Below are 24,962 nucleotides of genomic sequence, written 5' to 3' on the forward strand. Positions count from 1 at the left end.
CGGCTTCACATAGATACTGTACAGGCGCAAGGCCGATACATATACTCAACACATATATTGTACCACAAGCCTCCCGCACCTGTACAGGTGTATTTTTTATACCCATTTTAAAGGAGGATATTATGGCCAGTATAAGAAAACGTGGAAAAGGATATCAAATAACCGTCAGTAACGGCAGAAAATCGGACGGCACGCAGATTATAGAGACTGCTACGTTTATTCCGGATCCGGACAAGACCGAGCGGCAAAACCGAAAAGCCCTGGAAAAATTTGTAGTTGAATTCGAAGATAAGGTTATATCCGGGCAATATCTTAATGGCGGTAAAATGCTTTATAAAGATTACGTAGAGCTTTGGCTTAAAGACTATGCGCAAAAGCAAATGGAACAGACCTCCATCGAACGTTGCGAAAGTTCGCTAAGTAATCTTATCGTGCCAGAGATTGGTCACATGAAGTTAAGTCAAATACGTCCGCTGCACATTCAGGATTTTTATAACAAACTGTTAAAAGACGGATATACCGTTCAGGGGAAGAAAAAATCCTACAAGGCAAACACAATCAAGCGGATCCATCAAATCATCAGCAGCAGCCTAAATACCGCCGTACAATGGCAGCTGATAGAGTCTAATCCGTGCAAAAGGGTTAAACCGCCCAAGCCGGATAGATCAGTTGCGGACATAAAATACTTTACGCTGGAGCAAGCAAAAACATTCCTGGATTATCTGGACGAGGAATATACGACATCCAGTGGCGGAAGAATAAGAAAAGATGGTTCGCCATCAGCTAGACACTTTGAAACGCATACCGTCCCATTACAGCAAAAGATATTTTTCTTTCTCGCGCTGTTTGGGGGATTCCGGTTAGGCGAATCGATTGCCTTAACATGGAACGATGTAGACTTTAAAAATAACGCAATCAGCATTACAAAGTCAGCCGCAAGAACAAAACAAGGACAGATTACGAAGGCACCTAAAAATTATTCATCCGTCAGAACGGTCTCAATGCCCCTAGATGTGATGAAAATGCTTAAACAATATAAATCTGCGCAGAACGTGGAAAGGCTGTCCCTGGGGTCATATTGGCAGGGTGAAGGGCATATATTCACAAAAGATAACGGAGCACAGATGGATATCAGCACGCCCAATCATGCGTTTAAGAAAATTATAAAACGATACAACGAGGATCCAGACCACAAAGAGAAACTACCAGAAATAACCTTGCACGGGCTTCGGCACACATCCGCTACCTTGCTGATTGCTGACCGGGTAGACTTGAAAACGGTATCATCCAGATTGGGACACTCGGAGATTTCTACCACGATGGACATCTATGCGCACGCCCTTCGCAAAAAAGATGAGGCGGCCGCAGATGCGCTTGGCGGGATGTTTAAAAGTGCAAAATAAGAAGCGTTAGTCAATTGTTAGTCAAGACATAAAAACAGGTCACCCCACAAAATGGAGTGACCTTCGTTTTTCCTTGTATTTACAGGCTTTTTTAAATCGAAGCGACGGGATTCGAACCCACGACCTCTGCGTCCCGAACGCAGCGCTCTACCAAGCTGAGCCACGCTTCGACATTGCGATGCGAATTCGCATCAGCAATATGTATTATATAAAATAATATAGAAAATGTCAACAACTTTTTAGTTCAGTCTGTAAACATCCGCATGCCGAACTCCAAATGCAAGCGCATCTGCATGACTTCCCGTAAAGATATCCACATGGCCATACTGTGTTCCGCGGTCTTCTACGGTGTAGACATGACCATTGATTGACAGTTTTGTCCCAAATGGAAGTCCCGCCATGGCAATCGTTCTTCCGGCCGTCGGAGTTGTTCCGCTGGCTGTCGCACCGCCTGCCCATTTCCCGGTACAGATCTCACAATTACAGTAAGAAGTGAGCTTGAAGTTTCCAAGATAGGTCCCCTGTCCGTCAGACTGACTCGGAGCAGTCGGGTTTACCTTTTGACTTTTTCCGGTACTGGCATTGTTATTCGCCCCATTGTCCGAACCAGAAGGACGCTGTACAACAGATGATCCGGCATTGACAGGTGTGTTTTTCTTCGCCTGCGAAGAAACCGCCTGTTTCTTCTGTGTCTCTCTGGCCGCTTGTGTCTCCAGGGCTGCCTGTGCTGCTGCCGCCTCACGCTGCTGGCGTTCTACTTCTTCATTCTTTGCCTGTACCATCAACTGTGTAAGCGTATCTTCCTGGGAATTGATTCTCGAAAGAAGATCCCCTTCCTCGGAATGTGACTGATCCAAATCTTCGTTATAGGTTCTTACCTGTTGGTATGTAGCTTTGTAGAGTTCCTGGACTTGTTCTTGTTTTCGGGAACTCTGCTCCTGAAGAGCTGCAATTTTCTTTTGCTCGTCAAGAACTTTATTTTCTTTTTCCTGCACCTCTTCCTTAGCTGCCTGATAGTCATCCAGCATTTTTCTATCATATTTGCTGATCTCAGCCATGTTTTGTGCACGACTTATGAAATCTCCAAAATTATCGGATGAAAAAAGCATCTCTAGGTAACCGGAATTGGAATTCTCATACATGTACTGAATACGAAGTTTCATATCCTCATACTGCTTTGCTTCCTGATCCTTGGCACTTTCCAGTTCCGTCTGAACCTGTTCCAGTTCTTTTTCTTTGCTTTCAGATTGTGTCTTCAGCTCTTCCAGACTCTTTTGTAAATCTGTAAGCTGCCCACTCAGATCTGACATATAGGATTCAGACTGATCTTTCTTTGATTTAAGACCTGCGATTTTGTTTCTGGTATCTTCAAGCGTAGACTCCATCGTCTTCTTCTGTGCCTGAATATCGGATATTCTTTCCTGTGTTGTTGCCGCATAAGACGGCACAGCTGAAAACGTTAAAGACAAAGCCACAAGCATCAAACCTAATCGTTTCTTATCTCTCATCTTTACACCTCGTAGTCCCCTTGAACATGTTTTTCTTCCCCATAGGAGCAGATTATACCACAAGTTTGTAAAAAATGAAAGCTTTATTTAATTTTTCTTAACATTGCTGTAACATCAGTGTCATTTTTTGCGCCATGCCGACAAGTATTTATTCTTTACGACATCATTTTGCAATTTCCCCCATCCGAGTGGATACTGATCCACACACATTAACTTCCATCCTTTTTTCAGAGAGCAGGCCTCTTCCGGTACCTGAATCGTCTCACCCTTGAGGTATCGAAGTACTCGTTCATCATTCCTTTGAAGACATATAGACTCACCGCAAAGTTCAGGTGTAAGAGACATCGCAAATGCCTGCGAAGGCTCAAAGCGATTCTTCTTAAATTCGCCGAGCAGCAGACCATACCGCAGGAAATGCAGGCTGCCGCTTGCATCCGGGAGTTTTGGAATAAGATAAGCTCTGCCGCCTCTTGATTCTACATGGTCCGACTCAAGGCAGATCTTTGCGTCGCTGATCCTAGTCTCACGCAGAAATTCTCCCAGCAACCGTCTCTCTTCTTTGCTAAGACCTCTTGAGGGCGACAGTGCCTTTTTCCTGCTTCTCTTTTCAAAAGTCTTCTCCTGTAACTGCTGCCCTTTCTTTCTAAGAAGTGCCAGAAAATGTCCCTCGCCTTCCATGTGGTGAGGCCAAATATGGACACACTTTTTCAGTTCTTCGTTTCCGTCTCCCCAGTCGGGCACCCCCGGACGAAAGCCTTCGTATGAAGCAATATCCGCAAGTTCCATCTCTGGATACTTCCAAAGCAGCCAGGAGATTGTCCCTTCGTTCTCCTCCGGGGAAAATGTACAAGTAGAATACAACATCATGCCCCCGGGCTTTAGCATCTTAACTGCATTTGAGACTATGTCTTTTTGAATTTTTGCAAAATACCAGGGTCTTTGTTCATCCCATGTTTTTGCAACATCGCAAGCTTTTCGAAACATCCCCTCACCAGAGCAGGGGGCATCCACCAAAACCTTATCAAACCACCCCTCAAAAACCTCCGAAAGTTTTCCCGGTATTTCATTTGTCACAAAGATATTACCCGCACCGAACACTTCGAGATTATAGAGAAGTGCCTTGGCCCTGGAAGCACTGATGTCATTCGCAACGAGAATTCCTGTGTCATATAGCCTCGCCGCCAGATGCGTTGATTTTCCTCCCGGTGCCGCACAAAGATCAAGGACTTTATCTCCTTTTTCAATTGGCAGCCGGCTGGCAGGAGTCATTGCAGAAGGCTCCTGAAGATAATAGAGTCCTGCAGTATAATAAGGATCTGATGCAGGATGCACATCTCCCTCATAGTAAAATCCATCCTTCACCCATGGGATCGGCTTTACTGAGAATGGAGAAATCTCTTCAAATCTTTGAGGCGTTATTTTCATGGTATTCACCCGAAGTCCATGAAGACGCGGCTTTCCATAACTGGCAAGGAAATCCTGATATTCACCTTTAAGCATATGTTTCATGCGATCTAAGAACGGTCCCGGTAAATCTGTCATAATTATATGTTCCTTTCTTTTCACCTACCCGTGAATTGCTCCGCACTTTTGTGCTTCTGGTATCGACAGATTATACCATACAGAAGACAGATTGTGAACATACCACAGTCGATCAAAGCACGAAAACCAGCGGAAGCCAGGTCTTTTTCCCGGACTTCCGCCGCTTTTTACAGCCGTTATTAAAGCATCTTTAAACAAGTGCATCTTCTGTTACATGCTCTTCTGCCATATGATCATCTTTGATCTGGTCATACTTTTCCAGAACAATATTCTGAATCAATTCTCTAGTTGCCGAATTGATCGGATGAGCAATGTCACGATATTCACCATCTGCCGCCTTACGGCTTGGCATAGCGATAAAGAGCCCTTTTTCACCCTCAATCGCTTTAATATCATGCACCACGAACTCATTATCAATTGTTATGGATACAACTGCTTTCATCTTACCGTCTTTGGCTACCTTGCGTACTCTTACGTCTGTAATGTTCATCATGTCATCCCCCTGTTATTTAGATTACATATCTTGCGTTTTTTTCTATTACAATTTTAATCTCGTCTTCACCGCAGTAGTAGCTGTCTGCCTTTATTGTACCGCGGCTTTCAACAATACAGTTTTCAATATGGGTATTATCACCCAGATATACATTGTTCAATACAATAGAATTCTTAATCACACAATTATTCCCGACATACACATCTTTAAAGATCACTGAATTCTCAACCTGTCCGTTGATGATACATCCGCTGGAAACCAGACTGTTCTTCACCATGCTTCCCGGATTATATTTTACCGGCGGGAAATCATCAATTTTGGAATAGATACCCGGATAATCCTCAAAGAAGAATTTTCGAACTTCAGGCTTTAAAAAATCCATGTTTGTCTTATAATAAGATTCAACTGTTGAAATATTACTCCAGTATGTATCGATCTTATATCCGTAGATCCTCTTAAGGTTCTTATATCGAATCAGGATATCTTTTACAAAGTCATGACGGTCTTCCTGTGCACACCGTTCAATCATCTCAATCAGCTGCCTTCTTCGAATCACGTAGATGCCAGTCGATATGATGTTAGAATCCGAAACCATCGGTTTCTCCTCGAACTCTTCAATTCGAAAGTCTTCATTCATCTTGATGACACCGAAACGGCTCGGATCTGCTTCCCTGCACTCCGTGCATACAACCGTGATATCAGCTCGCTTTTGAATATGATATTCCAACACTTTATTGTAATCGAGTTTATAGACACCATCGCCGGAGGCAATGACGACATATGGCTCATGACTGTGTTTCAGCCAGGATAAATTCTGATTAATCGCATCCGCTGTGCCCCGATACCACCAACTGTTTCCTGTTGTGACTGTCGGCGTAAACACATACAGGCCACCCTGTTTGCGTCCAAAATCCCACCACTTGGAAGAGCTCAGATGTTCGTTCAGAGACCTCGCATTATACTGGGTCAGCACTGCTACTTTCTGTATATGAGAATTTGCCATATTACTCAGTGCAAAATCAATGCTTCGATAACTTCCTGCTACCGGCATAGCAGCAATCGCCCTCTTATTGGACAGTTCTCTCATCCTGTTGTTGTTTCCGCCTGCTAATATAATACCCAGCGCTCTCATATCATTCACCGCCCTTCTTTAATATCGCACCGCCTGAGGGCAACTCACCGTCTGGATAATCATCTGATGTTGTTTCACCTAAGATCGCTGTATTCTTCCCGATCTTCACATCTTCAGGAATTACGGAACACTCACCAATCGTCACAAGTCCAAAAGAATAAACATCCGGATTCAGCTGATTTAAGGTTTCCTCTCCATACCCTAGTACCGCATGATTTCCTATCGTGACATTCTCTGCAATAACAGCCTTGTCCACCACGGCTCCTTCACAGATCGTCGTGTGTCTCATGATGATAGAATCTCTGATTACAGCACCCGGCTCAATATGTACATCTGCTCCTATGACAGAATTATGGACTTCTCCGAAGATCTCTGCACCATCTCCGATGATGCTTCGCTCAATCACTGCCTCCCCCGATATAGATTGGGGACGAATTACATCCCCTTTGGTGTAAATCTTCCAGAACTCTTCATATAGATTAAACTCCGGGATAATATCTATCAGCTCCATGTTTGCTTCCCAATAAGATCCAAGCGTCCCCACATCTTTCCAGTAGCCATTGAATTCATACGCAAACAGACGCTTTCCTTTATCCCGGCAATATGGAAGAACGTGTTTTCCAAAATCACACCCTGCCTGATCCTTTAAATTGGTAAGTGCTTCTTTTAACACCGGCCAGCTGAAAATATAGATCCCCATGGACGCTAGATTACTTCTTGGGTGTTCAGGTTTTTCTTCAAATTCTGTAATTCTCCCATTTCCGTCTGTAACCATAACACCAAAACGGCTTGCTTCTTCTATGGGTACCGGCATACAGGCTATAGTGACATCAGCGTTATTCGCCTTATGGAAGTCCAGCATTACTTCGTAGTCCATCTTATAGATATGATCTCCCGATAATATCAAAACATAATCCGGATTAAAGTTCTCCATATAAGCCAGATTTTGGTAGATTGCATTTGCCGTTCCGGAGTACCACTCGCTGCTTGTACTTCTCTCATATGGAGGCAGTACGGTCACCCCGCCCACATTCTTGTCAAGATCCCACGGAATACCAATTCCAATATGTGTGTTGAGTCTCAGCGGCTGGTATTGCGTGAGCACCCCAACGGTATCAATACCGGAATTAATGCAGTTACTGAGTGGGAAATCAATAATTCGATACTTCCCGCCAAATGCAACTGCAGGTTTGGCCTCATTCTGTGTAAGTACCCCCAGACGACTGCCCTGACCGCCCGCAAGCAGCATTGCTATCATTTCTTTCTTAATCATGCAATCACCTCTTGTAGTATATGATATACGATTATACCATAGTTTCGCCGTATTGTGAACATTATTTATAGTATTTACGCGTTATTTTTCCATATATTATTTAATATTACCTAAAAATTTTTCAGATGTTTTACATCTTTTTTTATAATTCTACAGATTCCGACAAAGAAAAAATATTTACAGTTCAAAGAAGGTGCCCATTTCTTCTGTTATTTACTTTTATCCGGAAACAGCGTATAATAAACTAAAAAAATAAAAATCATTTTCTATAAGAAGAGGACTACTATGTATACAATAGATTTTACAAAACCCATACACGTACACTTTATAGGGATTGGCGGCATCAGTATGAGCGGTCTGGCCGAAATCCTTTTGACGGAGGGATTTACTGTATCCGGCTCAGATGCGAAGAAAAGCAAACTCACCAGCCATCTCGAAAGCCTCGGTGCCACCGTACATTATCCGCAGCTGGCATCTAATATCACAGATGATATTGATCTTGTCGTTTATACTGCCGCCATCCATCCGGATAATCCAGAATACAAATACGTAAGGGAAAAGGGGGTTCCCGTGCTGACCCGTGCGCAGCTGCTTGGTCAGATGATGAAAAATTACAGTATGCCAATTGCTGTATCCGGTACTCATGGAAAGACTACCACAACTTCACTCGCATCCCATGTTCTGATGGCTGCAGGATGTGATCCGACGATATCAGTCGGAGGAATCCTTCCCTCTATTCACGGAAATATAAGGGTTGGTAACTCTGGAGTCTTTATTACAGAGGCGTGTGAATATACTAACAGTTTCTTAAGTTTCTTCCCAAAAATCAGTTTGATATTGAATGTTGACGCAGACCATCTGGACTTTTTTAAGGATATTGATGATATCCGTCACTCATTTCATGAGTTTGCAAAGCTTCTTCCTTCCGACGGCACACTGATCATCGATGCAGATACACCAAATTACGAGACCATCGCAAACGGTCTTGACTGTGAAGTTATCACATATGGTCTAAAAAACAAGGATGGAGATTATACGGCCTCGGATATTACCTTTGACAAGATTGGTCATCCCACCTTTACCTGCTCATATCACGGTGAAAAGATTGGAACATTCAGCCTTCTGATACCAGGAACCCACAATGTGTCAAATGCACTGGCTACAATAGCACTGGCACGCAAACTAGACATTGACGTGGAAACTATTAAAGAAGGATTTAAAACTTTCATGGGAACTGACCGCAGATTCCAGTATAAGGGAAAAGTAAATGGTGTGACCGTAATTGATGATTATGCCCACCATCCGACAGAGATTACCGCAACATTGAAATCCGCGGTGAACTATCCACATAAGGAAACCTGGTGCGTATTTCAGCCCCATACTTATACAAGAACGAAAGCCCTGCTCGACGATTTTGCCAGAGCGCTGACCCTTGCGGACAAAGTGATCCTCGTCGACATCTACGCCGCAAGGGAAAAGAACACACTTGGAATATCTTCAAGGGACCTGCAGAAAAAGATACAGGCTCTCGGAACAGAATGTTATTATTTTCCTTCTTTTAAAGAAGTGGAAAGCTTTTGTTTAGATAAATGTCATCCGGATGATATGTTGATAACTATGGGAGCCGGAGATGTTGTCAAAATAGGGGAAACACTGATTACGATGTAAGTTATCCACATTTTCCACACGATTATACACAATCCAGTCCCTGTAATCATGTGGATTTTTTATGCCTTCCTTGTTTACATAACATTTTCGACATAATTCTCACTTTTTTTCGGAAATTCAACATTTTTAGAGTTTCAGGTTTACAGATAATATTTTTTTATATTTTTTATCCACATTATCCACACTTTTCTCCACCTTTTGTCAGAATGTGGATCCGAAAACTTACTATTCTCATAAATGTAATACTGTGTTATACTTAAGTCTCAGTAACAATGAAGGGGCAAGTTCTATTTGCCCCCTTATGTTGAAAGGTGTGTTATATTCATGAGCAGTACGCTGACCATTTCCGATTCCAGATCAGATTCTTCGACTCTGGTTCCGGATATCTTCATTGATGAATATATGGCAAAGGCCAATGGTGAATTCGTAAAGATCTATCTCTATCTGCTTCGCATCACTCATGACCCGGCATATGACATCAGCTTGTCATCGATAGCTGATGCTTTTTCGTGCACGGAAAATGATGTGAAGCGGGCTTTAAAATATTGGAAAAAGGCCGGAATCTTAAAGTTAGACACAGATGAGTCAGGCTTACTTAGAGGGCTTACTCTGCTTCCTGTCAGAGGAATCACCGCAGTTTCGGAGACAAAAGCTATCCGCGAAGCTGCTGCAAGCCAGATTTCTGAGCAGACTCCTGCTCCTTCGGGAGATGTTTCAGATACACAGCCAAAATATCTCTCTCCCGGAGATATTGAACAACTCCAAAAAGAGAATCCTGATATTGTCCAGCTTTTGTTTCTGGCGGAACAGTATATGAAGAAGACCTTGAGTGCTACAGATATGCAAAGAATTCTGTATTTCTATGACGAGCTGCATTTTCCCATTGATCTGGTGGAATATCTGATCGAATACTGTGTCTCCCAAAATCACAGAAGTTTAAACTACATCGAGAAAGTAGGACTGGCATGGCATGAGGAAAGCATACATACGGTGGAAGAAGCCAAGGCACGTGCAAAAACATGGAGTAAGGATTACTATTCCATCTTAAAGGCTTTCGGCATCCGCGGAAGAGATCCCGTCGACACAGAAATCGAGTATATGAATCGCTGGCTCCGACAATATGGATTTTCTTTGGATATCATAAGGGAAGCATGTTCGAGAACAATTGCCGCAACAGCAAAGCCAAGCTTTAATTACGCCGAAGGAATTCTCTCCAACTGGAAGCAAAAAGGTGTCACATCTTATGAAGATATCCGCGGTTTGGATGAACAGCACCAAAAAAGAGTAAAATCATCCGAAAAAGGAGAACAGGCAAAAGCTGGAAAGTCAAATAAATTCAATAATTTCCACCAGCGTGAATACGATTACGAGAAACTGGAAAAACAATTATTAAATAAATAGAGGGAGTTTCATGGCACTTTCGAATACACAATATGACGCAATTATGTGTGTCTACAGCGAGAGACAGAACAGACACAGACGCGAGCATGATGAACATATGAAAACTGCATACAAAAGAATTCCCCAGTTGTCGATGATTGACAAGAAGATTGCTGAGGTTAGCATCGCGAAGGCCCGGGCACATTTTCAGGGTGTCTCTGATTCGACAGATCTTTCTGAGATAATTCAGGAATTGTCGGATCAGAGAAAAATACTTCTTGTACAACATGGCTTCCCCGAGGACTATCTGGATATGAAGTATGACTGCCATCTTTGCAAAGATACCGGATATCACGACAATCAGAAGTGTTTCTGTTTTAAAAAAGCAGAGATTGAACTTCTCTACGACCAGTCGAATATCCGGGATATCTTGAGGGAAGAAAACTTTGAGCACTGCAACTTAAGTTATTACTCCAAAGATCTCAAAAATCAGGCTACACAGATGTCCTCTTATGAAACGGCTCGTCTTACGTTCAAACGCTGTCATCAGTTCGTGATGAACTTTGATAGTTCCTTTGAAAACCTGTTCTTCTACGGTGATACAGGAGTCGGAAAAACATTTTTTTCCCACTGTATTGCAAAAGAGCTGATTGACCGTTCGTACTGTGTCATCTACTTTACAGCATTCGATCTGTTTGACTTGTTTGCCAGGAATACTTTTTCTACAACATCCGAGGCCAGAGAGGTACACAACAGTATCTTTGACTGCGACCTGCTGATCCTCGACGATCTGGGCACGGAGCTTACGAATTCGTTCGTCTCTTCCCAGTTATTTCTGTGTATCAATGAGCGGATGCTCCGAAAAAAATCTACCATTATCTCGACAAATCTTTCTCTGAATAAATTTGCCGAGACCTACTCGGAGAGAACATTTTCCCGCATCTCAAGCAATTATACCATGATAAAGCTATTTGGAAACGATATACGTATCCAGAAAAAATTAATGGAGGTACAAGATGAAGAATCAGGAATCTGAAAATTATTACGATGGTTTACCCGTAGGAAGGCTCGGTATTATACCGATGGCGAACTGTTCCCCTCTCGGTAAAAAGGTCAACGATTATCTGGTCTCCTGGCGAAAAGAAAGAGCGCATCAGAACGAATCAATTCTGCATGACTACATGAGAGATAGTTTTATCATCCCTTCCAGTGTACCCAGATTCGGTTCAGGTGAAGCTAAGGGCCTGCTGCATGAATCTGTCCGAGGCGACGACATCTATCTTCTGACTGACGTCACAAACTATAGTCTGACTTATAAGCTGTTCGGCCGTGAAACTCCTATGTCTCCAGATGACCATTATCAGGATCTGAAACGTATTATCGCCGCCATAGGCGGAAAGGCAAGAAGAATCAACGTCATTATGCCTTTTCTCTATGAGAGCCGTCAGCATAAGCGTTCTGGAAGAGAATCCCTGGACTGTGCTCTCGCACTGAAGGAACTCGTTGACATGGGCGTGGACAATATCATCACTTTCGACGCACACGATCCGAGAGTTCAGAATGCAATTCCGCTTCATGGATTCGAGACTGTACAGCCTGCGTATCAATTCATCAAAAACATCTTGAGAAATGCACCGGATATGCAGATCGACAGCAAACATCTGATGGTGATCAGCCCTGATGAGGGCGGCACAAAGCGTGCGATTTATATGGCCAACAACCTGGGCGTAGACATGGGAATGTTCTATAAAAGAAGGGATTATTCTACGATCGTAGGCGGGCGTAATCCGATCGTCGCACATGAATTTTTGGGTGCCGACGTAAAGGACAAAGACATGATTATCATAGATGATATGATTTCCTCCGGCGACAGCATGATCGAAGTCGCAACACTGCTAAAACAACACGGAGCCAGAAACATCTATCTCTGCTCCACTTTCGGTCTCTTCACAAATGGACTACTGAAATTCGATCAGGCTTATGAGCAGGGCTTATTTACAAAACTTCTCACCACAAACCTCGTATATCAGACCCCGGAACTCCTGGAAAAGCCATGGTATGTGAGCTGCGATCTGAGCAAATATACAGCGCTGATTATCGACACACTGAATCACGATTCCTCCATCAGCGGACTGCTTGATCCAGCAGAGAGAATCCAGAGAGTACTGGGGAAATTCAAAAATCACGAGAAGATCTGATAAACAATTAGGAAATTGATAAAGCCCTCGTATCCTCTTTTCCAAGAGGGAACAAGGGTTTTATTCGTAAGAGCGAACAGAAGTAAATCCCTTAAGCAGTGCAATCTCTTTCTTGTACCCATCCAGATCATTCGGTGTCTCCAGGAAGAATGGAAGTTCTCTTAAGCTCGGATGATTGATGATCTTTTGAAATGTCTTAAGTCCTATGGAACCTTCTCCGATCTTCTCATGTCGGTCTTTGTGGCTGCCAATTGTATTCTTACTGTCGTTGAGATGAATCGCTTTCAGTCTGTCAAGGCCAACGGTCTCATCAAAATGTTCCAGAACACCGTCCAAATCATTTACAATATCATATCCCCCGTCATAGATATGGCAGGTGTCCAGGCAGACTCCGAGATGCTTGTCAAGATCCACCTGATTGATGATATCCCGCAGTTCCTCGAAGGTTCTTCCCACCTCGGTTCCTTTTCCGGCCATGGTTTCCAGCAGCACCGTAGTCGTCTGTTCCGGCTTTAGGACACGGTTCAAAAGTCCTGCAATCTGACGTATGCCCTCTTCGCTTCCCTGTCCGACATGACTGCCCGGGTGAAAATTATAATAATTCCCCGGAAGATACGCAAGCCTCTTCAGATCATCTTCCATTGCCTCGAAAGCAAACTCCCTTGTCCTTTCAGTTTTCGAGCAGGGATTTAAGGTATAGGGAGCATGCGCAAGGATCACAGGAATATCATGTTCCTTTTCGTATTGAAGAAATGCCTGTATGTCCTCAAGATTTAATGCCTTTACTTTGCTTCCGCGGGGATTTCTCGAAAAATACTGAAAAGTATTGGCACCAATCTGTGTAGCTTCCTCTCCCATATGAAGAAATCCCTTCGATGATGAGAGATGACAACCGATTGTTAACATATAATTCTCCTTTATGTTGGTAATGAAATCTTATGATATGGAATTCTTAAGTTATCCAGCACCCGCTCTTCTCTGTCCTGGCAGGTAAACAAAAGTACCTGACCGCGGTTTTTTGACAGCCACGAAAGTGCACGTCCCATGCGTTTTTCATCATACATGGCAAAAACTTCATCCAGCACTAGGGGCAGCTCCTCTTCCTGACACAGGACATCCATGACCGCCATTCGGAGCGCAAAATATACCTGCTCCACAGTTCCTTTGCTCGCCTGATAGAGTGGGACAACCATATCTTCTGTGTGTAATTCAATCTGAAAATTATCCTGTACGGAAACATGGCGATACCGTCCATCGGTCAATTCGCACATGATTTCAGATATTTTCCCTTTCAGCCGTTCACCAATCACATCCTGCATGGAATCGGCAATTTTCATGATCATATCCATCGCAGCCGTGATAGCCTCGATCTCTTCATCGTATTCCGTGGGCAGGGTCATCGTCTTTTTCAGATCCCGATCCTTTTCAAGGAGATCCTCCAGCTGAGCTTCCATATTCTGTATCTCGTCTTTCAGGTCTTCTGCCTTCCACTTAAGTTTTGAAATTTCCTCCTTGCGCTCAGCGGATATTCCGCAAGATTCCTCTTGTGACGGTGCAAATGTGTTCTTTCGATTCTTTTTATATCGAAGATACAGCGCCGCCAAGACAGCGATCCCCGCTATTGCCGACATTCGAACCGAAACTTTCGGGACAAAAAGAGCCAAGGGCAACAACGCCAAAAGAAGTACGAGAAAAACAACAAATCCCACATCTGCTCTGCGCTCCTTCGAAGAACCTGCATGCCGGCTTCGTTTGTCCTCTTCAAGGCGTGTTCTTTCCGCATGATAACTCTCCACTGTCTCATTCCTAAGTTCTGTCTTATGGCTTAATTCGTCTTGTACATAGTCTATCTGAGTGGCAATCTGATTTTCTTCTTCCTCAAGATTTTTTGCAGCCGCAGCTTTCTTTGCCTCCTGTGCCTTTTTCTTCATCTTCAGAGAAGCAAGGGCACTTCCCATATCAGTCTCCTGATCCTGGGATCCCTGGTAGTTTGCCATATAATTGCGAAGAACCCTCTCAAGTTCTTCGTCTGTCTTGCTCTTCATCTGTCCCACGGAGACGGTATTGTCATAAACTGCCTCTCCAATTCCTCCGAGCAGCATATGCAGATCACCGTCTTCGACAGACAGACGTTCGCCGTCATCTTCACAGATCAGTTCCTGCCGAAGGTTTTCGCGATTGAAGATCCTCTCTACGCGGAAATGCTTTCCTCCGCTTTCAAATTTTAGTGTGCCGGCATAATATCCGGGATTTTGGTATGGTTCATATTGGTGATATAAATCCGTTCTCGCTGCCTTTCCTCTCTGCCTTTTTACACCAAAAAACATGCTGCGAATAAATGTATGAATCGTGGATTTTCCGGTTTCATTTTCACCGTAGATCAGATTGATTCCCTCGTGAAAAGAAATCGTTTTATCATGGAACCTCCCGAAATTTTTTATTTCCAACTTCCTCAGTTTCACTGTAACCCTCCCGGTTTCCGCATACAATCTGAACGCTGTATATTCAACAATTGTCGAGAAGTGCATCGAGTCCATAATACAATGCCTTCTCACTGGCTGAATCGTCCAAGTCCCGCATCCGTTTGATGAACTCACCAATCAGGCTGCCCTCATAGATTCGGGAAAGCTCGTCCAGATCATAATAAGGATGTGTGTCATCCCTCACTCTCACAACTCTTCCCAGATTTTTCAGACGTTCGAGGTCAAATTCCACACTGCGGTCACGGATTCCGCTTAGATGCACATGGAAAATATTACGATTTCCCGCTTCTTTGGCAAGGTGTCCGGCAAGAAGCTGTTCGAGATCATATTGCGTGTTAGTTTCATCTACTACAAGATCCATCACCTTGTACTCACAGACAGCTGCGGGGACAAAACATGCCTGAATATTATCTTTTTCCAAAATTACTTCCATATACCCATGGGATCCAAAATCATTGCAGTCTATGGGTTCCAGAGATCCGGAATAGGCTATTCGGTTCTTTGCGATAATTTCCGGTTTATGAATATGGCCGAGAGCCACATAATCGAAACCAGCGTTTATCAGTCTGCGTCTGTCAATCGGACTGTGTGTGGCGTCACCGCCGTGGGCGACCAGAATATGATACCTGCAGAGACCCGACGGTTCGATATCATCATAGAGAGGTTCCGGTACTTCGCGCTCATAATAGCTGCATCCATACACTGCCAGATTCAGTTTTGAAATCTCTACTTTCTCGCAGGTATGACTCATAAGTACAACGACATTGTCGTTCCAGGAATAGTCATCGAAAAACCCGCCCCTTCTCAGATAGTCATGGTTTCCCGCCACGAGAACCACGGTTGTCTTTGGGATGCTTCGAAAATAGGAATTCACTTCTTTTAACTCCCGCTTTAAAGGAGGCCGGTGAAATAGATCACCGGCTATAAGTAAAAGGTCTGTATTCTCTTTTCGGCATCGGTCTATCACTTTTCGAAACGACTCCCAGATGTCTGTTTTTCTCTGTTCGCTCCAAGAGCAGCCTATATCAGGTTCTGCCCCGAGATGAACATCTGCTATATGAATTATCTTCATAATGACCTCAAGTATCTGTTAAAACTCATTATAGTTCACAGTTTCCAACCGTACGCGGAAATGGTATGACATCGCGAATATTGCCAATACCTGTCAGGTACATAACACAGCGCTCAAATCCAAGTCCAAATCCCGCATGCCTTGTCGAGCCGTATTTGCGAAGATCCAGATAAAATTCGTATCCCTCGCTGTCCAATCCAAGTTCGTCCATACGAGATTCCAGTTTTTTATAGTCGTCTTCCCTTTGACTTCCTCCGATAATCTCACCGATTCCGGGAACCAGACAGTCCATGGCGGCTACCGTCTTACCATCTTCGTTTAATTTCATATAGAAGGCCTTAATGTCCTTTGGATAATCCGTAACAAAAATCGGTTTCTTGTAAACCTCCTCCGTCAGGTAACGCTCATGTTCTGTCTGCAAATCCGTTCCCCAGTGTACCTTATATGAAAACTTATCGTTGTTCTTTTCCAGAATCTCGACAGCTTTTGTATAGGTGACACGTGCAAAGTCAGAATTCACCACATGTTCCAGACGTTCAATCAAACCTTTGTCCACAAAGGAATTAAAGAACTTCATCTCTTCCGGCGCTTCCTGCATCACATATCGGATGACGTATTTTAGCATATCTTCTGCCAGCTGCATATCGTCGCAAAGATCTGCAAACGCAATTTCCGGCTCAATCATCCAAAACTCCGCTGCATGACGAGTCGTGTTCGAATTCTCCGCGCGAAATGTCGGACCAAAGGTATAGACCTTGCCGAATGCCTGGGCGAATGCCTCTGCGTCGAGCTGTCCGCTCACTGTCAGGTTTGTCTCTTTCCCGAAGAAATCCTGGGAATAGTCTGTGTTTCCCTTTTTGTCTTTTGGCACGTTGTTTAGATCCATCGTGGTTACCTGGAACATCTCCCCGGCTCCCTCCGCATCGCTTCCCGTGATCAGAGGGGTATTGACATAGACAAATCCTCTATCCTGAAAGAACTTGTGAATCGCATATGCACACAGAGAACGCACACGAAATACAGCCTGAAAGGTATTCGCCCTCGGGCGCAGATGCTGCATCGTTCTCAAGTACTCCATGGTATGACGTTTTTTCTGCAGTGGATAATCCGAGGCAGAAGCACCTTCCACGCTAACCTCATCAGCCTGTATCTCAAATGGCTGTTTTGCCTTAGGCGTTGCAACCAACATTCCTTTTACTATAATTGCAGCACCGACATTTAACTTTGAAATCTTCTCAAAATTAGCCAGCTTGTCGTGATAGACGATTTGAAGAGGCTCAAAATAAGTACCGTCGTGCAGAACAATAAAACCAAAGTTTTTAGATCCTCTGACGCTTCGCACCCATCCTCCGACAGTTATTTTTTTGTCAAGAAATTTTTCTCTGTTCTTATATATTTCACGTACACTCGTGATATCCATGTCATTTCTCCTTAAATTTATCGTTTTTGGGAAAATATTTGACCCTAGTATTATAAGTATACCTTTTTCCGGCAAAGTGCGCAAGGCGGAATCTGTCAGGATTCCAGGAAAGAAAAAGGATCTTCGTCTTTTATAAAATGCATCAGTTGAAAAGCACAGCCGACTGCGACTTTTTCCTCTTCTAAGATCCGTCTGACCTCGCCCCGGTCAGCCAGCACAACCTCAATCTCTTCATTCTCCTCCTGATACTTTTCAGTTATCTCTCCTAAGGCATATCCATAGACAGTTGCACAGGATTCATCTGTCATTCCAATGGTAGTAAAATAAGGCTTTTCGTATCCTTCTTTGACCGAAATCGGTTTTAAGTCAAGCCCTGTCTCCTCGTGCATTTCCCTGACTGCTGCCTGATGAAAATCCTCACCATCCTCCACAAGCCCCGCAGGGAATTCATAGATATAATCATCAATGGAATAACGGTACTGACGGACCAGGACAACTTTATCCCTTTTTTCACCATACAGGCTGTAGATAAATACACCGTCTGCGCGGTTCTTTTTTGTATTGCACTTCAGATCCTCAAGACGCTTTGCACGGGACGCCACATAGTAATGACTTGTATGTCCCTTTTTATTCTCCCCCTCCAGATAATATAAATTCACGAATTTGCTGTCTGTCAGTTTTCTTATCTGTTTGATTGTAGCCATTCTTACTTATTACCTCCCAAGTAGTCCGCTGATGCGTTTATAAAGCAGCAGAGTGATCACTGAAGCAAACACCCCTTTGAGTATGTTAAATGGAGCAACTAAGAGCAGGCAGAAATCCAACAGGCTGTCAATCGAGCTGTGTATGGCTGCACCCGCTTTGATAAAAGAATCCTGCGACATGCCAAATGCTTTTCCATAAGCCGGAAGAAGTACGTAGGCATTCATCAGGACGGCTGCCGCAGTCATCGTCACAACGCCGATCACGAGACCTGCGATTGCATGTTTCCTCGTTTTATTTCGCTGGTAAATATAACCCGCAGGTATCACGAATGCGCAGCCGACAATCAGATTCGCCAGTTCTCCCACAAACATCGTCTTCGTTCCATTCAGCAGCAGATTAATCAAGATCTTGACAAGCTCAATGGCAGCACCTGCCAGTGGTCCCATGGCAAAGCTGCCGATCAGTACGGGAACCTCGCTGAAATCGAGTTCATAGAACGACGGTGCCAGAAATGGCAGTGGAAATGCAAAAAGCATCAAGACTGCTGCCAGTGCTCCAAGCATGGCAACCTTTACCATCGTTTTCGTCTTTGATGCTCTTTGTCCCGGATGCTTCTGTGGATTTGCAGCTGTATTCATTTTCATTTTAAAATATCTCCTTTTCTATTGGAGATCCTCTGCCGAGATGTCAAAAAATAAGCCCCTGGAATGAAAATCCAGGGGCATTGATTTTATACACCGACATGTGTATCTTCTTTCATCCAGACTATACTGTTGGTTTCGGAATCACACCGAATCAGCCGCTGCATATGCAGCAGGTCGCGGACTGTACCGCCAGTGGGGAATTACGCCCCGCCCTGAAGATCTCCTATCAATCTACATACATTATAGCTCACTGCGTTTTGAAATGCAAGAAATTTCAATTGCCATTTAAAAATTTGTTTTCCTTCACGCTGTATACACCCCTTGGGGTAATCCGGATCTCCGGTATCACAGTAAGGGCCATAAATGACAGCGTGATAAAGGGATCAATCCCCTCAGCGACACCCATCTCTCGTGCTTTTTGTATCATCCGTTGTAGCTTTGAGTGAACCTCAAAAAATCCAGCATCACTCATCAGCCCCATAATGGGAAGCGGCAGAGTATCGAAGACTTTATGGTCTGATACCACGCAGTATCCACCCTGGCTTGTTACCAGTTCTTTGACGGCAAGTTCCATGTCTTCATCGTTGTCTCCCACTACGATGATGTTATGGGAATCGTGTGAAACACTGGATGCAATAGCCCCCTGTCGGATTCCATAACCGCTCACCACGCCGACTCCTACTTTTCCGGTACTTTTATGTCTCTCCACGACTGCTATCTTCTGATATTGCTCATCTGCCCGGAAGTTGGTTCCGGCCTCAGTTTTTATTTTTTTATCCTTTGTCAAAATCTGTCCCTCCACCAGTTCTATCACATGTGTCTCAGCTGTGAGCGGCAGACAAAACCTATCTTTCGAAAAGTTCTTGATATGAACTGTATTTTTTAGTTCTTTGGGACAGTGCGCCTTTTTGATGGGCTCAGATTTTTGTATTTTTTCCCCCTTATAATATACTTCATCTACCTGAATGGTATTAAGATTACTCAATACCATCAAGTCTGCCTGGTATCCCGGAGCAATCGCGCCGATACCTTTCAGACCATAGCATTTTGCCGGATGGATCGTAGCCATCTGTATTGCGGTGACCGGGTCCAGTCCTAAGCCAATTGCTTTCCGGACGTTGTGATCAATGTGTCCCTCTCTCAATATATCTTCGATATGTTTATCATCGGTGCAAAAGCAAAAGCCCTCCGTACTGATCTGATTTTCAACAATTCCTTTCACGATCTCTTCCACATTCCTCGCGGCACTTCCCTCGCGGATCAGAATTGTCATCCCGTTTCTTCGCTCCCTCATCGCATACGCAAAGGTGGATGCCTCGTGTTCCGTCTCAATTCCCGCCATGGCATAGGCTTCAAGATCGCGTTCGGACAGCTCCGGGGCATGACCGTCGCGGATACGGTTTTCAAACAAGTGCAGTTTCCTATGCATTTCAGGGTCCGAACCTACCACAGATACATAATCCATGACTTCTCCAAGGCCAAGAATTCTCTCATTTTGCAGGTAGGGTTCCATCTCCCGGGCAGTAATTGCACATCCGTTGTCGTCTATGGACGTTGCAGGTACACAAGATGGCATCATGACATAGACATTCGCCTGGCAATCTTTCGTCTGCTGCAGAATGTAGTCGATGCCCGCAAGTCCGGATACATTTGCCGATTCGTGCGGGTCCGCGATAAATGTGGTCGTGCCGCACCGCGAGGCCGCTGCCACAAGCTCTGCCGGGGTGAGTAGTGTCGATTCCAGATGCAGATGTGCATCTATAAATCCGGGACATATGTATTTTCCGGTCATATCCTTTTCCACAAGGCCCTCATATTCACCGATACCTACGATGATCCCTTCCGCTATGGCAATATCACCGGCAATAATCTCTCCCGTAAAGACATTGACAATCTTTGCATTTTTAAAAACAATCTGTGCCGGCACTTCTCCTTTTGTGTACTGGACACATCTCTGATACATATCCAAATCCATAATTGATCCCCTTTCACATCATCAAAATCCATTTTAGTTATTATAACACAAAACCGAGACAAGAGAAACGTTGCGTTGTGATACTTCACAAGAAAGAATAACCTTATCAAAAGCCTTTCCTTTTAATTATTCCACATAATATGTATGATATTACCAAGTTGGTTTATCACATCATAACTGCGCAAATCTCATTGATATCACGGTATATATCACTAACAAACGGATCTATTATAGAACTGCTTATTTTCTATCAAATACAAATTATATGCCTGTTTTGATTGATTTATTACAGTATTTATGTTATATTCATTTTATCCAAATTTACAGCAAACAGGAGGAATTCTTATGGAGTGGAAAATACTACAAAACGAAACGCAAAAGCTTCCGGCAGACGGCAATGATTATTCTGTGAAAGCCACCGCCAAAACGTGTACTTCTCTCAACTGGTTCGGCATCCTATTCTGTGCTGACTCTCTGCACTCACCGAAAAGTGGATATCTTTTTCGATTGATGGATGACGGACACACAGAGCTCTTAAGATTTTCAGATGAGCCTAAAAATACGACCAAACTTCAGACGAGGATCGGAGAGACTCCCATAGACGGCCATTCTTACCAGCTGAGAATTGAGAAATCCGGGTCAGTCTACAGAGGTTATATTAGAGACGTTACAGATGAAAAATTGACAGACAGTCAAGACACAGGCGAAGAGCCCTGGCCGGTATTTGAGTTTCCACTTAAAGCTGCGAGGGGCCGTCTGGCAGCAGTTGTGGGTGATACCGTCTTGGATAATTCAGAACACAAAACCAAGACAGGCCTACAGATCGAAAGTTGTGACAGCACGAATACGACTGGATGCGCTATAAAAACATACCAAAATCCCATTCTGGCGGGCTATGCCGATCCGGATGTGCTGTATTATCAGGGCACTTATTATCTGTACGCAACATCTTCGACCTTAAAAACAGGCTACGAAGCTTATGCTTCCAAAGATCTGGTAAACTGGGAATATGCAGGTGTTGTCATGGGTGAAGCCTGGGGAATGGGGCAGTGCTACTGGGCTCCGGACATCATGGAGCGAAATGGGAAATTTTATATTCTTGCATCGGTAAATGAGCATCTGGGTATCGCCACCTCAGATTCACCGCTCGGTCCTTTCGTGCCCGAACCGAATTATCTCTTTGACAAGAGCATCGACGGACATTTTCTGATCGATGATGACGGTTCTGTCTACATCTACTATGTGTCCTGGCGCGAAGAAAAAACTTATGCATTATACGGAATGAAGATGGAGAATGACTGTGTGACACCCATCCTTTCTACCGAAACACTTCTCATCGAAGCAAAAGAGGAATGGGAATGCCAGAAAGCGCCAGTGGCGGAAGCACCTTACATCATTAAACACAAGGGAAAATATTATCTTACATATTCGGGAAGCCATTATGAGAGCAAGGGATATGCCGTGGGCTATGCCACTTCTGATCAGCCCTTGGGACCTTATAAGAAATATGAAGCAAATCCGATCCTTTCCTATCATTATCTCGTACATGGACCCGGACATCACTGCATCGTGACCTCTCCGGACGGGAGGGATCTCTTTATTCTGTATCATACGCATCACGATACGAAGGAAGTTCAGCCGAGAAGTCTTTGCATCGACCGTATGCGTTTCACATCCGTTTCCGGAAAAGAGGACAAACTGGAAGTATACGGACCGACAGTGACCCCACAGCCATATCCCCTGTTGAGAGAATGACCAAAGGAGACCTTCATCAAGCTGATGGCTCAGCAGCCATACGCAAAAGTCACCCTCAAACCGCAAACGGTTAGGGTGACTTTTACATTCTATACCAGATCAAACCACCGAATTCTCCGGCGCTAGCTTACAGTAAATGGCTGATTTCTCCTTTACAAAATAAATTCAATCTGTGAAGTGCCCTCGTGGAGGCAATGTATAAAAGGGTTTTATCTTCCTCACTCTTATAATTCTCGCTATCTGTGTCGCAGATCAGGACTGCATCAAATTCAAGCCCCTTCGATAAATACACAGGGATAATAAATACACCCTCTACATTCTCTGCCGTCTCGTCTTTGATTAAATGGATCTTCAATTTCCCTTTTAAAATTTCATATAGGAAAGAAGCATTCTTTTCTGTTTTACATAGCAGCCCGACCGACTGATATCCTGCATCCAAACACAACTTAACTTCTGAAATAATCTTCCCACATAGTTCAAACCCATCTGAGGCAGGATGAATCTCAGGTTTATCTCCATCTCGATTAAAGCTTTCCATTGCGGATGTTTCCTGAATAAATCTCGAAGCGAATTTAAGGATTTGGTTTGTGCTTCGATAGCTTTTATCCATTGTGACAAGTGTAGCTTTCTTCTTATTCAAGATTTTACCTATGTTCTCATACAAAGACAAGTCTTCTTTCTTTTCCAGCGTCTGATTCATATCCCCCAGAATTGTATACTTTGCATCTGGAAACAAAAGCTTTAATATTTCATAATGAAGCGGATAATAGTCTTGGGCTTCATCGACCACGACTTGCTTTATGCCCCTGTATTTATCTGTACCATATATCTTAAGTTTCAGCCAGACAGCTGCTGCTGCATCATCATAATAGAATCTATTAGATATTAAGTTATCCTGCGTAAACTCCATGATATTCCTGATATCGCAGGGAAGTTCTATGTCCTTTGCCAGATGATGGAAATACATCGCATCCTCAAACATCTTGCTGTAAAGACATGGAATATTCAGTTCAGTCAATCTTCGAATTTCTTCTTTTATTTTCATGTATTCCGCTTGATTTTCGTGCTCCCTGTGATACTCTTTTGCTGCTTCCAAAGCAAATTCCGCTGCCTGATTTAATCGAAACCCCAGAGAAGTGGTTTTTCTGCCCTTCAAAAGTATTTCCCTTAGCTCTTCTTTTTCGGCGATGCATTTTTCACCATAATATAAATCTTCAAAATCGATCCATCTATACGGTAAATCGTCAATAAATCTGTCTAATATTTTCAAAAACTCAGGAGAGGTCTTAAATTGCAGGCTGTCTTTCATTGTCCTCTCATAGCAAGAATTTGTCATCATTATCTCCAGAAATTGATTTTTTGTCTGCAGACACCTGCACTGTAGAACATCAGAAAGGATTTCGTCAAACACGACTGATATCACATTATCTTCACCCAATTCAGGCAGAACATCGGAAATGTACTGTTCAAATATAGTGCTTGGAGATATAACGATGATATTATTGGCAGATAAACTGGACGATGACCCTTGATACATCAGATAAGCTGCTCTGTGAAGTGCAATGGAGGTTTTCCCACTTCCCGCTGCCCCTTGCACCATCATTAAATCATATTCCATATCTCGGATTACAACATCCTGCTCTTTTTGTATCGTCTCTACGATAGTTTTCATTTTTGAGGAAGTATTTTGAGCCAACATTTTCCTCAAAAATTCGTCTGCGATTTGAACGTCCGCATCAAAGAAATATTCCAATTTACTTTTTTTGATTTCATACTGACGTTTTAACCCAATTTCTCCCGTTATCTTCCCAACCGGAGCTTCATACAGTGCCGAACCGGACGAAAAGCGGTAAAACATACTTGCTATCGGCGCCCTCCAGTCATACACCAAAATATCTTTTGTATCGTCTTCTTTTAAAGAAGAAAGTCCTATATATATTTTATCAAACGAATCCTCATCATCAAACCTGAAGTCAATTCGTGCAAAATATGGTGAGTCAATCACCTTTTTCAATATTGTAATCTTATTGGCTATTTTCTCATAGTCTAAAAGCTTTTCTGTGATCGGATTTTGATACTGGCTCAACTCTATTAAATCTTCAAAGTTCTGACTGTTCCAAAGATTTGTTATCGAATGGGCAGAATTCTCCCTCATTTCCTTTTTTAAGAAGACAATTTCTTCACTATTCCCCTCATTATCAAGCCTCGCCTGTTTAAGTTGGCTTTCAGCCAGTAAAATTGTTTCTTCCAGCCTGTATTTTTCAAAAGCTAATTCCGATTGATTCTTCTCCATAGCGAACGTTCCCTCCAT

19 protein-coding genes, 1 tRNA gene and 1 riboswitch are annotated in these 24,962 nt (G+C 43.4%); of the genes, 6 read left to right on the plus strand and 14 right to left on the minus strand.

Annotated features, from left to right (window positions below; all coding sequences use genetic code 11):
* The first annotated feature begins 122 nt into the window (after positions 1-122).
* Positions 123-1,403 carry a tyrosine-type recombinase/integrase gene (locus INP51_RS14105; RefSeq protein ID WP_193735420.1) on the plus strand — a complete coding sequence of 427 codons (1,281 nt, stop codon included), beginning with the start codon at positions 123-125 and terminating at the stop codon, positions 1,401-1,403.
* A gap of 96 nt (positions 1,404-1,499) precedes the next feature.
* Here the strand turns inward: INP51_RS14105 and INP51_RS14110 are convergent.
* From INP51_RS14110 to INP51_RS14135, 6 genes are all read right to left on the minus strand, one after another.
* Positions 1,500-1,573 (minus strand) — tRNA-Pro (locus INP51_RS14110).
* Between the two features lie 69 nt (positions 1,574-1,642).
* Positions 1,643-2,911 carry a PcsB-like coiled-coil domain-containing protein gene (locus tag INP51_RS14115; RefSeq protein ID WP_193735421.1) on the minus strand — a complete coding sequence of 423 codons (1,269 nt, stop codon included), beginning with the start codon at positions 2,909-2,911 and terminating at the stop codon, positions 1,643-1,645.
* 120 nt (positions 2,912-3,031) lie between these two features.
* Positions 3,032-4,453: an RsmB/NOP family class I SAM-dependent RNA methyltransferase gene (locus tag INP51_RS14120; RefSeq protein WP_193735422.1), complete on the minus strand. Its 1,422-nt coding sequence runs from the start codon at positions 4,451-4,453 to the stop codon at positions 3,032-3,034.
* Between the two features lie 190 nt (positions 4,454-4,643).
* Positions 4,644-4,943, minus strand: a complete 300-nt coding sequence (spoVG, locus tag INP51_RS14125; RefSeq protein ID WP_193737388.1) for a septation regulator SpoVG — start codon at positions 4,941-4,943, stop codon at positions 4,644-4,646.
* A gap of 19 nt (positions 4,944-4,962) precedes the next feature.
* The gene (glgD, locus tag INP51_RS14130; protein WP_193735423.1) at positions 4,963-6,078 is read right to left on the minus strand and encodes a glucose-1-phosphate adenylyltransferase subunit GlgD; all 1,116 of its coding nucleotides are present in this window, start codon (positions 6,076-6,078) and stop codon (positions 4,963-4,965) included.
* 1 nt (position 6,079) lies between these two features.
* Complete coding sequence (locus tag INP51_RS14135) at positions 6,080-7,351, minus strand: glucose-1-phosphate adenylyltransferase (RefSeq protein ID WP_193735424.1); 1,272 nt, start codon at positions 7,349-7,351, stop codon at positions 6,080-6,082.
* A gap of 285 nt (positions 7,352-7,636) precedes the next feature.
* On the opposite strand from INP51_RS14135, the gene murC reads away from it, so the two are divergent.
* From murC to INP51_RS14155, 4 genes are all read left to right on the plus strand, one after another.
* Positions 7,637-9,019 carry a UDP-N-acetylmuramate--L-alanine ligase gene (gene murC, locus INP51_RS14140; protein ID WP_193735425.1) on the plus strand — a complete coding sequence of 461 codons (1,383 nt, stop codon included), beginning with the start codon at positions 7,637-7,639 and terminating at the stop codon, positions 9,017-9,019.
* 324 nt (positions 9,020-9,343) lie between these two features.
* Positions 9,344-10,420 carry a DnaD domain protein gene (locus INP51_RS14145; RefSeq protein ID WP_193735426.1) on the plus strand — a complete coding sequence of 359 codons (1,077 nt, stop codon included), beginning with the start codon at positions 9,344-9,346 and terminating at the stop codon, positions 10,418-10,420.
* A 10-nt stretch (positions 10,421-10,430) separates the two neighbouring features.
* Complete coding sequence (locus INP51_RS14150; protein WP_193735427.1) at positions 10,431-11,435, plus strand: ATP-binding protein; 1,005 nt, start codon at positions 10,431-10,433, stop codon at positions 11,433-11,435.
* The gene (locus tag INP51_RS14155) at positions 11,416-12,597 is read left to right on the plus strand and encodes a ribose-phosphate pyrophosphokinase (protein WP_193735428.1); all 1,182 of its coding nucleotides are present in this window, start codon (positions 11,416-11,418) and stop codon (positions 12,595-12,597) included. The genes INP51_RS14150 and INP51_RS14155 overlap by 20 nt, the downstream gene beginning before the upstream one ends.
* A gap of 60 nt (positions 12,598-12,657) precedes the next feature.
* Here INP51_RS14155 and INP51_RS14160 read toward each other — a convergent pair whose 3' ends face one another.
* From INP51_RS14160 to ade, 7 genes are all read right to left on the minus strand, one after another.
* The gene (locus INP51_RS14160) at positions 12,658-13,503 is read right to left on the minus strand and encodes a deoxyribonuclease IV (RefSeq protein WP_193735429.1); all 846 of its coding nucleotides are present in this window, start codon (positions 13,501-13,503) and stop codon (positions 12,658-12,660) included.
* Positions 13,504-13,514: 11 nt separating this feature from the next.
* Positions 13,515-15,059, minus strand: coding sequence for an ATP-binding protein (locus INP51_RS14165; protein WP_193735430.1), 1,545 nt, complete (start codon positions 15,057-15,059; stop codon positions 13,515-13,517).
* Between the two features lie 43 nt (positions 15,060-15,102).
* Complete coding sequence (locus INP51_RS14170; RefSeq protein WP_193735431.1) at positions 15,103-16,152, minus strand: metallophosphoesterase family protein; 1,050 nt, start codon at positions 16,150-16,152, stop codon at positions 15,103-15,105.
* 28 nt (positions 16,153-16,180) lie between these two features.
* Positions 16,181-17,572, minus strand: a complete 1,392-nt coding sequence (gene asnS / locus INP51_RS14175; protein ID WP_193735432.1) for an asparagine--tRNA ligase — start codon at positions 17,570-17,572, stop codon at positions 16,181-16,183.
* 95 nt (positions 17,573-17,667) lie between these two features.
* Positions 17,668-18,276, minus strand: a complete 609-nt coding sequence (locus INP51_RS14180) for an NUDIX hydrolase (protein ID WP_193735433.1) — start codon at positions 18,274-18,276, stop codon at positions 17,668-17,670.
* Between the two features lie 9 nt (positions 18,277-18,285).
* A complete protein-coding gene (locus INP51_RS14185) occupies positions 18,286-18,921 on the minus strand; it encodes an ECF transporter S component (protein ID WP_331463460.1) in 636 nt (211 codons plus the stop codon).
* A gap of 100 nt (positions 18,922-19,021) precedes the next feature.
* Positions 19,022-19,145, minus strand: a riboswitch (FMN riboswitch).
* A 50-nt stretch (positions 19,146-19,195) separates the two neighbouring features.
* Entirely contained in the window at positions 19,196-20,896 is a 1,701-nt protein-coding gene (ade, locus tag INP51_RS14190) for an adenine deaminase (protein ID WP_193735434.1), read from the minus strand.
* A gap of 345 nt (positions 20,897-21,241) precedes the next feature.
* Here ade and INP51_RS14195 point away from each other — a divergent pair, with 345 nt between their 5' ends.
* A complete protein-coding gene (locus tag INP51_RS14195; RefSeq protein ID WP_193735435.1) occupies positions 21,242-22,651 on the plus strand; it encodes a glycoside hydrolase family 43 protein in 1,410 nt (469 codons plus the stop codon).
* A gap of 127 nt (positions 22,652-22,778) precedes the next feature.
* Here the strand turns inward: INP51_RS14195 and INP51_RS14200 are convergent, their stop codons facing one another.
* On the minus strand, positions 22,779-24,944 hold the full coding sequence (locus tag INP51_RS14200; RefSeq protein WP_193735436.1) for a HelD family protein: 2,166 nt from the start codon (positions 24,942-24,944) through the stop codon (positions 22,779-22,781).
* Between the last annotated feature and the right edge of the window lie 18 nt (positions 24,945-24,962).

This window comes from Blautia liquoris (genome assembly GCF_015159595.1).
Classification (GTDB): Bacteria; Bacillota; Clostridia; order Lachnospirales; family Lachnospiraceae; genus Novisyntrophococcus; species Novisyntrophococcus liquoris.